The sequence below is a fragment of the Phycicoccus sp. 3266 genome, from assembly GCF_031456495.1.
Lineage (GTDB): Bacteria > Actinomycetota > Actinomycetes > Actinomycetales > Dermatophilaceae > Pedococcus.
This window is the reverse complement of the sequence record NZ_JAVDUW010000001.1, coordinates 2,027,732-2,038,370: the sequence shown is the minus strand read 5'-3', so window position 1 is coordinate 2,038,370 and position 10,639 is coordinate 2,027,732. Positions and strand designations below refer to the sequence as shown.

The following is a 10,639-nucleotide window of genomic DNA, read 5'->3' as shown; positions in this document are numbered from 1 at the left end:
TCGGCGCCCCCGCCGGGGGCCTACCCCCGGCGCGGGGGGTCGCCACCGGGGGCGCCCCGTAATTCCCGGGCGCGGGGGGGGGCGCGGCCGGGGGGGGCCGGCGCGGGGCGGGGCCGGCGGCCCGCCCCCGGCGGGGTCAGCTGCCCCGGTAGGTGCTGTAGCCGTAGGGGTTGAGCAGCACCGGCACGTGGTAGTGCTGGTCGGCGTCGCCGATCGTGAAGACGACGACGACCTCGGGGTAGAACCCGGTGGTTCCCTGCGCGGCGAAGTACTCACCCGACGCGAACCGCAGCCGGTAGTCGCCCGCCTCGATCCGGTCAGGGCCGATCGTGCCGACCCGGCCGTCCGCGTCGGTCACGCCCTCCCCCACCGGGTCGCCGGCGGCCGTCTCGAGGCGGATGCCCACCCCCTGGGCCGGCCGGCCCAGGCTGGTGTCGAGGACGTGCGTGCTGAGGGTCCCCATCAGGAGGCCACCTCCCGGAGTCGGAGCAGCGCGATCTCGCGCAGCTGGCGGACGGTCTCGTCGCGCTCGGTGGCGTCGTCGTTGCCGAGCCGCCGGTCCAGCTCGGCCAGCACCTCGGGTGCCGACCGGCCGGCCGCGCGGATGATGAACACCCGCCCGAACCGCCGTTCGTATGCCGCGTTGCCCTCGGCGAGCGCCCGCGCCACCTCGGCGTCGGACCGGTCGACGCCCGACTGCTCGCGGGCGCTGGCCTCCGCGTGGTGGGCGGGCGAGGACGCCCGCTCACCGATCCGCGGGTGGCCTGCCAGCGCGTCGTCGAGCTCGCCGTCATCGAGGTGACCGGCCGCCCGGGCGGCCTGCGCCTCGAGCTCGGGCCACTCGGCATACGGGCGGCCGTCACGGACGGCGGCCACCCACCGTGGCACCGGGAGGCACCGGCTGAGCACCGCGTCCGCGTCCTGCGGCGGCAGCGTGTTGAACTCCGTCAGGGTCACGCCGTCCTCCTCAGTCGTGGGCGAAGCGGGCACGGGCCGCGTGGATCGGGTTGGCGTCGGCGACGAGGTCGTCGAACCGGTACCCGGCGATCTTGGCGATCTCCACGAGCGCGGCGGCGTGCTCCTGCGACTCGGAGTTCTCGAGCCGGTCCCATCCTGCCCGCACGATCTGCTCGAAGGAGTCGCGGTCGCGCACGCAGGTCACCAGCGGGAAGCCGAACCGGTCGCGGTACCGGCTGGTGAGGTCGGACAGCTCGCCCTGGGCCTTCTCGTCGAGGCGGGTGAGGCCGAGCGAGGCCTGGTCGACGAGCGAGCCCTGACCCTCCATGCCCTCGGCCACGCTGTCGGCGCCGAGGTCGGGGTAGGCGTCGATGAGCTGCCGCTGCTCCTCCGCGGTCGCCGAGAACAGCGCCTCCTGGAACGAGCGGCGCAGGTCGGTCGTGTCGCTGAACGGCCTGCTGTCGTAGGCGCGCTCTGCAGCCCACCGCGGACCCTGGAAGAGGCCGCCGAAGGTGTCGACGAACTGCTCGCGCGACATCGAGTTCACCTCGGCCAGACGGACCAGCCCGCTGCCGGGAGCGCCGGCGACGGCCGGGCCGCGGCTCGTGCCCACGTGGTGGAAGAGCAGGTTGAGGACGATCGCGGTGATCGAGCCGAGGGTGATGCCCGAGCCGAGGATGATCTGCGCCCACTGCGGGACGGCCTTGGCCACGTCGGGCTGGGCGGTGACGTACATCGCCAGGCCGACGCTGGTCGCCACGATGACGACGTTGCGGTGGTCGTGGAAGTCGACCCGCGACAGCGTCTGGAAGCCGACGACCGCGACGGTGGCGAACATCGCCAGCGCCGCACCACCGAGCACCGGGTGCGGGATCCCTGCGACGATCGCGCCTGCCTTGGGGATGAGCCCGATGAGGATCATGATCGCGCCGGCGGCGGCGACGACCCAGCGGCTCTTGACCCGGGTGAGCCGGACGAGGCCGACGTTCTCGGCGAAGCAGGTGTAGGGGAAGGAGTTGAAGACGCCGCCGATGGTGGTCGACAGCCCGTCGGCCCGCAGCGCCCGCGCGATGTCGTCGCGACCGACCCGCTTCTCGACGATCTCACCGGTGGCGAACACGTCACCGGTCGTCTCGACGGCGGTGATGAGCATGACGACGATCATCGAGATGATCGCGGCGATCGAGAACTTGGGCCAGCCGAAGTGGAACGGCGTCGTGACGCCGACCCAGCCCGAGCCCGACACGGCGTCGAAGTTGGCGTCGCCCAGCGCCCACGCGACGAGCGTGCCCACGACGAGGCCCACCAGGACCGCGACCGTGGCCATGAAGCCCTTGAAGATGCGCTGGATCGCGACGATGAGCGCGAGCGTGCCGATGGCGTATGCCAGGTTGGCGCCACTCTCGGGGTGCAGCGTCGGGCCGGCGCCGCCGGCTGCGTCCGCCGCTGCCACGGGCAGCAGGGCCAGGCCGATGATCGTGATGACCGACCCCGTGACCACCGGCGGGAAGAACCGGATCAGCCGGCTGAAGTACGGCGCGATGAGGAAGGTGAAGAGCCCGGCGACGATGACCGCGCCGTAGATGACGAGCAGGCCGTCGGTGCCTCCACCGGCCGCGAGGCCGATCGCGATCATCGGCGACACCGCCGTGAAGGTCACGCCCTGAAGCAGCGGCAGGCGCACGCCCACCTTCCAGAACCCGACGGACTGGATGATCGAGGCGATGCCGCACGTGAAGAGGTCGGCGTTGATGAGGTGGATCAGCTGCTGGGTCGACAGGCCGATCGCGCTGGCGAGCAGGATCGGCACGATGACCGCGCCGGCGTAGAACGCCAGGACGTGCTGGAAGCCGTAGACGGCGAGCCGTGGGACCGGCAGCACCTCGTCGACGGGGTGGCGGGACGTGCGCGAGGTGGTGCGGGGTGTGTCGGTGGCTGCGCTCATGACAGGCACCTTCCTTCCGGCAGAAGGGTCGGGATGGGTTGGGGTGGAACGGGTGGTGCTCAGTGGGACGTGCCGGCGAGCTCGTCCTTCTCGCTCTCGGCGGCGGCGAACACCGAGGCGCCGGGCCGGTTGCCGGCCCTGACCTCGTTGAAGAGCACGTTGAGCAGGACGGCGACGACCGCGGTCGCGCTGATGCCCGAGTGCATGATCGTGGCGAACCAGTCCGGGAAGCGGTCCCAGAAGGTCGGCGCCGCGATCGGGATGATGCCGACGGCGATCGCCACCGACACGATGACCATGTTGAGGTTGTCGTGGTATCTCACCCGCGACAGCGTCCGGATGCCGCTGGCGGCCACCGAGCCGAAGAGCACGATGCCTGCGCCACCGAGGACGGGGTACGGGATCGCCGCGACGACGGCCCCCACGACCGGGAGCAGCCCGAGCAGCAGGAGGACCCCGCCACCGGCGGCCACGGCATACCGGCTCTTGATGCCGGTGAGCGCGACCAGGCCGACGTTCTGCGCGAAGGCGCTGGCGGGGAAGGTGCCGAACACCGGGGCGACGGTCGTCGCGGCCATGTCGGCGCGCAGGCCGTCGGCCACCCGCCGGGCGTCGACGGGCGTGCCCACGATCTCGCCGATGGCGAGGATGTCGGCGGTGGTCTCGGTCATGATGACGAAGACGACGATGGTCATCGAGACGATCGCGCCGGCTTGGAACGTCGGCGACCCGAAGTGGAACAGCTGCGGCAGCGCGACGATCTTGGCGTCGCCCACGGAGGAGAAGTCCGCGCGTCCGGTGAGGGCGGCGATGACGGTGCCCACGACGAGGCCGATGAGGATCGACAGGCGCGAGATCGCCCCCTGGAAGACCCGGCTGATCACGAGGATGACGAGGAGCGTCAGCCCGGCGAAGCCGATGTTGCCCATCGACCCGAAGTCGGGCGCCTTGTCGTTGTTGCCCATGGCCCAGCGGAACGCGACCGGCAGCAGGGACAGGCCGATGACGGTGATGATGGTGCCGGTGACGACCGCCGGGAACAGGCGTACGAGCTGGGCGAAGAAGGACGAGGCCACCAGACCGATGAGTCCGGCCACGATGATCGAGCCGAAGACCGGGCGCAGGCCGCCCTCGCTCGCGATCGCCACCATCGTCGAGACGCTGGCGAAGGAGATGCCCTGGACGATCGGCAGCCGGCTTCCGAACGGGCCGAGGCCGAGCGTCTGCAGGAGGGTCGCGAGGCCGCTGACGAACAGGCCGGCCGTGACGAGCAGGGCCATGTCGGTGGGCTTGAGGCCGGCGGCACCGCCGACGATCAGCGGGGGCGCGATGACGCCGCCGTACATCGTCAGGATGTGCTGGGTACCGTAGGCGAGGAGGGGACCGGGACCGTACTTCTGGTCCTCGGGGCGCCCCTGGTGCTGACGGGGGTTCCTGGGCGCGGACGTCGTTGTCCGCTGTCGCAGTCGCACGCCGGCCTCAGCAGAACCCGGGGACGGTGAGCCAGGCGTCGCCGGCGTCCGACCCGCCCTCGCGCTGCACCGTCGCCTCGATGAGGCCGTACGGGCGGTCGGCGGCGATGAACACCTCACCGTCGTTCTCCACCCCGAACGGGCTGAGGTCGACGAGGAAGTGGTGCTTGTTCGGCGCGGAGAACTTGATCTCGGCGACCTCGGGGTGGGTCTCGAGGACCGCGGACCCCATCGCGTAGAGCGACTGCTGGAGCGCGTGGCTGTAGGTCGTCGCGAAGGTCTCGAGCAGCACGGTGCGGATGTCGTCGAACGACTTGTTCCAGTCGACGCCCTCGGTGGTCTCGTAGCGCCAGCGGGCGACGAGCGAGGTGGCGAGGATGCGGTCGTCGGTCTCCTGCAGGGTCGTGTACTCGTCCTGGAGGAAGCCCTTGAACTCCGAGCCGGTCGACTTCAGGACGACGAGGTCCTTCAGGCCGGAGACGACCCACTGGCGCGGGGTGTCGCCGCTGCGGTCCTGGGTGACGACGGTGGTGCGCACCTCGCCGCCGCGGCGGGCGAAGGCGTGGTCGTGGCCCTGGCCGCCGACGTCGATGCGGTCCCAGGCGTACTCCTCGACCTCGACGCGGCTGGCCGTGGCGGCCGGCGTGACGTCGAGGAATCGGGAGCCGAGGGCGAGCGCGTAGTCCTCCGGGGAGGTGATCCCGTGCTGCTTGGCGAAGGCGAACGCCGTGTTCTTCTGCGTGTCGGTCGGCAGGACGTTGGCCTGGTCGCCGGTGACGTGCGCGTCGGTGAAGTCGCCGCGCAGGGCGCTGGAGACGTTGAGGTCGCGGATCTCGTGGCGTGCCGTGTCGCGGTAGATCCGCACGACGCGGTTCTCCGCCTTGCCGTACTGGTTGGGTCCGAGGACGTAGGTCATGACAAGTGCTCCTCGCGGGTGCTCCGTCGGGCCGCGCGGCTGGTGCCGGGGCGAGTGGGTTCGGGTCCGGGCGCCCGCGCTGTGCGGGGCCGTGTGCCGCGGCACGAGGGCCGGTGGGCCGTATGCCGCGTGGCGCCTGGGATGGTGCGCCGGTCGGTTCCTGATTCCGTGATGCGGAAACCTATTTACGAATGATGGAACGATAGGTGCGCGCTGGAGCCGCGTCAACAGTTTGTTGAAAAGGAGTGTGGCCGAAATGTCGGCCCCACGGAAGGTTCGCGCGCGCCCAATCCCGACATCACCGGCACGCGGCGCCGGCTCATGGCCCCCGAAGTCCCAGACTTGCGCGCCATTGAGCCCCTGAAGACCCGAAGTCCCAGACTTCGGTGCAACGGAGGCTCTATGGCCCCGAGGTCCCAGACTTCGGCGCAACGGAGGCTCCCTGGCCTCGAGGTCCCAGACTTCGGGGCCGGGCGGCCAGGGGGCTCAGCTGGCCGGCGGCTCTGCGGGCTCGCGCACCCGGTTGAGGTAGTTGTAGACGGTGAAGCGGGTCAGGCCCATCGCCTCGGCCACGGTCTCCGCGCTGCGGCGCATCTCGAACGCCCCCCGCTCCTCGAGCAGCCGGACCGCCTGCTGCTTGCCGGCCCGGGGCAGGTCGGCAAGTGGGCTGCCGAGCTCCTCCTCGACGGCCGCGATGAGCCGCGCCAGCCCGTCGGACAGGTCGGGCGCCGGCGCGGTGCGACGACCGGGGCCCCGGCGGCGGGCGGCGGCCAGCTGGGGCGCGGGCGTCTCGCCCAGCGTGGCCGCGAGGTCGCTGACGGTGAGCGTGACCCGGGTGGCGCCCTGGGAGAGGGCCGCGCGGACGGCCTCGGCCACCGCGGTGACGACCACGTCGGCGTCGCCGTCGACGGCGGTGCCCAGGGGCCCGAGGTCGGGCTCGAGGCCGGCATCCGTGAGGGCGGCCGCGGCAGCGGTCACGTGCGCGGGGACGTGCTCGTCCTCCCCGTGGAACGGCTCGGTGGTGAACTCGGCTCGCACCCGCATGGCGCTCACGGTACTTCGCAGCGGTCCCGACCGTGCACATACCTCTGCTAGCAGAGGAAGAAGCGCCCCAGCAGAGGGTGGAACCTGCGCTGAGGGCGCGAACCTCTGCTAGCAGAGGTTCGTGACCGAGCGAAGGCGGGCTACTGGCAGCTACCCGGCGGTGCGCTTGGCCAGGACGTCCAGGCGGTGGCGGTCGATGCCGGTCAGCTCCTTGACCTCCGCGTCGTCCGTGGCGCCACAGTCCAGTCCTCGCACCACGAAGTCGGCGAGCGCCCGGGCCGTCGCCGGCTCGTCCATCACCCCGGAGTCGACCTGTCCGACGTAGTTCCGCAGCCGCTCGGCAGCAGCCGGCAGGCCCTCGCGGTAGAAGGCGTACGTCGCGGCATACCGGCTCGGGAGCTGTGCCGGGTGGAGGTCCCAGCCCTGGTAGTAGCCGCGCTCGAGCGAGCGCCGCACGAGCCGCGCGTGCAGCGCCCAGGCGGCGCGGACTGCCTCGCGACCGCCGACCGGGAGGATGTTGGTGGAGCCGTCCGAGAGCCGCACCCCGGTGCCGGCTGCGGCCACCTGCATCACCGCCTTGGCGTGGTCGGCGGCCGGGTGCTCCATCGACTGGTATGCCGCGGCGACGCCCAGCGAGGCCGAGTAGTCGTACGTGCCGTAGTGGAGACCGGTGCAGCGACCGGCCGCGGCGTGGACCATCCGCGCCACCAGCGCGGTGCCGTCAGGCCCGAGGATCGCCTGTGGCGTCTCGACCTGGATCTCGAAACCCATTGCGCCCGAGCGCAGTCCGAGCCCCGACTCGATCCGTTCGCAGGCCACGACCATCGCCTCGACCTGCTCGACCGACGTCACCTTGGGCAGCGTGACCACGAAGCCCTCCGGCAGCGAGCCGTCGGCCGCGACGGCCTCGACGAACCGCGCCAGCGTCCGCACGCCCCGCGCCCGCGTCGGCGCCTCGAAGCTCTTGAACCGGATCCCGTGGAACGGCGCGGCCGTCCCGCCGCGCACCGACTCCAGCAGCGCCGCGGAACTGGCGTCGACGGCGGCGTCCTCGACGTCGTCCGCCGGCGCCCCGTAGCCGTCCTCGAAGTCGATCCGCAGGTCCTCGACCGGCTCGGCGGCGAGCTTGGCCCGCACCCGGCCCACCACGTCCTCGGCGAGGTCGGGGCCGATGCCGAGCAGCGCGGCATACGCCTGCGCGTCCCCACCGTGCTCGTCGAGGACGGCCAGGGCCTCCTGGCCCCACCGGGGCACCAGGCCGGCGTCGTACCGGCTGGCGGGCACGTAGACCGTGTGGACCGGCTGTCGGTCGGGGCGCTCGCCCGGGAAGCCTTGCGCCAGAGCGGAATCCGCGTCGGCCAGGTGCGCGTCGAGCTCACGGGTGAGGTCGGTGGCGTCGAACGTCATCGGGTCAGCCCTTCCCTTCCACGCCCGCGGCGTGCCGCACGGCGGACGCCACCGCCGGCGCCACCTTCGGGTCGAAGACGCTGGGCACGATGAAGCTCGCGTTGAGCTCGTCGGCGTGGACGCAGTCGGCGATGGCGGTGGCCGCGGCGATCATCATCTCGTCGGTGATGTCGCTGACCCCCGCGTCGAGCAGGCCGCGGAAGAACCCCGGGAAGGCCAGGACGTTGTTGATCTGGTTGGCGTAGTCGGAGCGACCGGTCGCGACGACAGCAGCGTGCCGGCTCGCGGCGATCGGGTCGACCTCGGGGTCGGGGTTGGCCAGGGCGAAGACGATCGCACCGGGCGCCATGCCGGCGATGTCGTCCTCGTCGAGCAGGTTGGGCGCGGAGACGCCGATGAAGACGTCGGCCCCGGCCAGCACCTCCTTGAGCGTGCCGAGGACCTTGCGGGGGTTGGTGTTCCGGGCGATCCAGCCGCGGAACTCGTCGGTGTGCTGCGCCTCCGGGTCCAGCGCCCCGTGCCGGTCGCAGCCGACGATGTCGCCCGCCCCCTGCGCGTCGAGCAGCCGGACGATCGCGTGCCCCGCCGCACCGACGCCGGAGACGACGATGCGCACGTCCTGCACCGTCTTGCCGACCACCCGCAGTGCGTTGGTCAGCGCGGCCAGGACGACGATGGCGGTGCCGTGCTGGTCGTCGTGGAAGACGGGGATGTCGAGCTCGTCGCGCAGCCGCCGCTCGATCTCGAAGCAGCGCGGGGCCGAGATGTCCTCGAGGTTGACGCCGCCGTAGACGGGGGCGATCGCCTTGACGGTGCGGATGATCTCCTCGGTGTCCTGCGTGTCCAGGCAGACCGGCCAGGCATCGACGCCGGCGAACTGCTTGAACAGCGCGGCCTTGCCCTCCATCACCGGGAGCGCCGCCGCCGGGCCGATGTTGCCCAGCCCGAGCACCGCCGACCCGTCGGTGACGACGGCGACGGTGTTGCGCTTGATGGTGAGGCGGCGCACGTCCTCGGGGTTCTCGGCGATGGCCAGGCAGACGCGGGCCACGCCGGGGGTGTAGGCGCGGGAGAGGTCGTCGCGGTGCTTGAGCGGCACCTTGGGCACGACCTCGAGCTTGCCGCCGAGGTGCAGCAGGAAGGTGCGGTCGCTGACCTTGCGGACCTTCACCCCGGGCACCGCGGCGATCCGCGCGGTGATCCGGTCCGCGTGGTCGGCGTCCGAGGCGTTGCACGTGACGTCGACGACCAGGCTCTGCCCGCGCGACTCCACGACGTCGAGCGCGGTGAGAGCGCCGCCGGCCTCCGCGACCGCCGCCGCCACCACCCCCGTCGTGTCGATCGCTGCGGGCGCCTCGGCGCGCACGGTGATGGAGTACCCGGGACTCGGTGCAGGCATCGGTCGGCCGCCTTCTTCCACGATACGGAGTGACACTTCTGTCTGACGGAAGACTAGGGCTTGGCGTCCCCACCGGACAACCCCCGTCCACCGCATCCCACTGCGGCTACTGTGCCCCCGTGACGACGACGGACCTCGACGGTGGCGCCGACCGCGGCCCCCAACCACCCCGGGCCCTCATCGTCACCCTGCTCGGGCTCTACGTCCGCGACCTCGGCGGCTGGATCAGCGTCAGCGCGCTCATCCGGCTCATGGCCGCCGCCGGCGTCGACGAGCAGGCCGTGCGCTCCGCGCTGACCCGACTCAAGCGGCGCGGCATCGTCGAGTCCGAGCGCCGCGACGGCGTGGCCGGCTACGCGCTGTCGGGGTATGCCGGTCGCGTCCTCGAGCTGGGCGACCGCCGGATCTTCGCCACCCGCCCCGACTCCGAGCGCGACTGGGTGCTCGCCGTGTTCTCGGTGCCCGAGAGCGAGCGCCAGAAGCGGCACACCCTGCGGGCCCGGCTGTCGTGGCTGGGGTTCGGGACCGTGGCGTCGGGGGTGTGGATCGCACCCGGGCACCTGGCCCAGGACACGCGCGAGGCCCTCCTCGCGGACGGGCTGGAGCCGTACGTCGACCTCTTCCGCGCGGAGTACCTCGCGTTCGGCGACCCGGCGACCAAGGTCGCGCAGTGGTGGGACCTCGAGGCACTCGAGCAGCTCTACGACGACTTCCTCGAGGCGCACGAGCCCGCCCTGCGACGGTGGGAGCGCGCCACCCCCGAGACTGCGGCGGGGACGGAGGCGGCCGAGGCGGCGGCCGGGGTGGAGGCATCCGGCCCCGACACGTTCGGACCCGAGGCGTTCGCCGACCACCTGCGCGCGCTGACCGCGTGGCGCCGGCTGCCCTACCTCGACCCCGGACTGCCGACCGACCTGCTGCCCGCAGGGTGGTCCGGGACCCGGGCCGCGGAGACGTTCTTCGCCCTGCACCGCACCCTGGCCGGGCCGGCGCACGACTTCGTCACCGCGCAGGCCGCAGCCTCTCGTCCGGGATGACCGCGACGCCGAGGATCTCGATCATCGCCTCGGGCTGCCACAGCGCCGTCGTGCCGATGCCCGCCATCGCGGGGTAGACCGGCCCGGCGAGCTCGCGCCAGACCTCCCCGATCTCGCGGCCATGGGCCTGGTAGTCCGGGATGTCGGTCAGGTAGATCGTGATGCTGACGAGGTCCTCCGGCACGCCCCCGGCCTCCGCCAGGGTCGCCAGCACGTTGGAGAACGCCTGCCGGAACTGCTCGACGATACCGCCGGGGACGATCCGCATGTCTGCGTCCAGGGCGGTCTGGCCGCCGAGGTGGAGGGTGTTGCCCGACAGCGTCCCGTGCGAGTAGCCGCTCGGCGCGGGCAGCGAGGCCGGGTTCACGGCGACGGGGGTCAGCGGGTGCGCGGGCATCGGGTCCTCCAGCGGTCGGCGGGTCGTCGGCCGTCGACCGGGACGCGTCGTCGCGCGCCGGCCGG

Annotated in this window: 10 protein-coding genes; 1 reads left to right on the top strand and 9 read right to left on the bottom strand. The window is 72.3% G+C overall.

Annotation, left to right across the window (positions count from 1 at the left end; all coding sequences use genetic code 11):
* Positions 1-136 precede the first annotated feature (136 nt).
* The 8 genes from uraH to J2X64_RS09765 form a co-directional block, all read right to left on the bottom strand.
* Complete coding sequence (uraH, locus tag J2X64_RS09800; protein WP_310153050.1) at positions 137-463, bottom strand: hydroxyisourate hydrolase; 327 nt, start codon at positions 461-463, stop codon at positions 137-139.
* The gene (gene uraD / locus J2X64_RS09795; protein WP_310153048.1) at positions 463-957 is read right to left on the bottom strand and encodes a 2-oxo-4-hydroxy-4-carboxy-5-ureidoimidazoline decarboxylase; all 495 of its coding nucleotides are present in this window, start codon (positions 955-957) and stop codon (positions 463-465) included. The genes uraH and uraD (J2X64_RS09795) overlap by 1 nt, the downstream gene beginning before the upstream one ends.
* A 10-nt stretch (positions 958-967) precedes the next feature.
* Positions 968-2,902 carry a 2-oxo-4-hydroxy-4-carboxy-5-ureidoimidazoline decarboxylase gene (gene uraD, locus J2X64_RS09790; RefSeq protein WP_310153043.1) on the bottom strand — a complete coding sequence of 645 codons (1,935 nt, stop codon included), beginning with the start codon at positions 2,900-2,902 and terminating at the stop codon, positions 968-970.
* 59 nt (positions 2,903-2,961) lie between these two features.
* Positions 2,962-4,374: a nucleobase:cation symporter-2 family protein gene (locus J2X64_RS09785; protein WP_310153040.1), complete on the bottom strand. Its 1,413-nt coding sequence runs from the start codon at positions 4,372-4,374 to the stop codon at positions 2,962-2,964.
* A 7-nt stretch (positions 4,375-4,381) separates the two neighbouring features.
* Positions 4,382-5,290, bottom strand: a complete 909-nt coding sequence (gene pucL / locus J2X64_RS09780; protein WP_310153037.1) for a factor-independent urate hydroxylase — start codon at positions 5,288-5,290, stop codon at positions 4,382-4,384.
* 486 nt (positions 5,291-5,776) lie between these two features.
* Positions 5,777-6,334 carry a helix-turn-helix domain-containing protein gene (locus J2X64_RS09775; RefSeq protein ID WP_310153034.1) on the bottom strand — a complete coding sequence of 186 codons (558 nt, stop codon included), beginning with the start codon at positions 6,332-6,334 and terminating at the stop codon, positions 5,777-5,779.
* Between the two features lie 150 nt (positions 6,335-6,484).
* Positions 6,485-7,741, bottom strand: coding sequence for a DUF6986 family protein (locus J2X64_RS09770; protein ID WP_310153031.1), 1,257 nt, complete (start codon positions 7,739-7,741; stop codon positions 6,485-6,487).
* A gap of 4 nt (positions 7,742-7,745) precedes the next feature.
* Entirely contained in the window at positions 7,746-9,140 is a 1,395-nt protein-coding gene (locus tag J2X64_RS09765; RefSeq protein ID WP_310153029.1) for an NAD-dependent malic enzyme, read from the bottom strand.
* Positions 9,141-9,259: 119 nt separating this feature from the next.
* On the opposite strand from J2X64_RS09765, the gene J2X64_RS09760 reads away from it, so the two are divergent.
* Positions 9,260-10,177, top strand: a complete 918-nt coding sequence (locus J2X64_RS09760) for a PaaX family transcriptional regulator C-terminal domain-containing protein (RefSeq protein WP_310153026.1) — start codon at positions 9,260-9,262, stop codon at positions 10,175-10,177.
* Here the strand turns inward: J2X64_RS09760 and J2X64_RS09755 are convergent.
* A complete protein-coding gene (locus J2X64_RS09755) occupies positions 10,143-10,574 on the bottom strand; it encodes a RidA family protein (RefSeq protein WP_310153022.1) in 432 nt (143 codons plus the stop codon). The two genes, J2X64_RS09760 and J2X64_RS09755, sit on opposite strands and share 35 nt — an antisense overlap.
* Positions 10,575-10,639: the final 65 nt, after the last annotated feature.

Coding starts and splice junctions, on each gene's coding strand:
- J2X64_RS09755 (WP_310153022.1), bottom strand. CDS start 10,574: ATGCCCGCGCACCCGCTGACCCCCGTCGCCGTGAACCCGGCCTCGCTG.
- J2X64_RS09770 (WP_310153031.1), bottom strand. CDS start 7,741: ATGACGTTCGACGCCACCGACCTCACCCGTGAGCTCGACGCGCACCTG.
- pucL (WP_310153037.1), bottom strand. CDS start 5,290: ATGACCTACGTCCTCGGACCCAACCAGTACGGCAAGGCGGAGAACCGC.
- uraD (WP_310153043.1), bottom strand. CDS start 2,902: ATGAGCGCAGCCACCGACACACCCCGCACCACCTCGCGCACGTCCCGC.
- uraH (WP_310153050.1), bottom strand. CDS start 463: ATGGGGACCCTCAGCACGCACGTCCTCGACACCAGCCTGGGCCGGCCG.
- J2X64_RS09775 (WP_310153034.1), bottom strand. CDS start 6,334: ATGCGGGTGCGAGCCGAGTTCACCACCGAGCCGTTCCACGGGGAGGAC.
- J2X64_RS09765 (WP_310153029.1), bottom strand. CDS start 9,140: ATGCCTGCACCGAGTCCCGGGTACTCCATCACCGTGCGCGCCGAGGCG.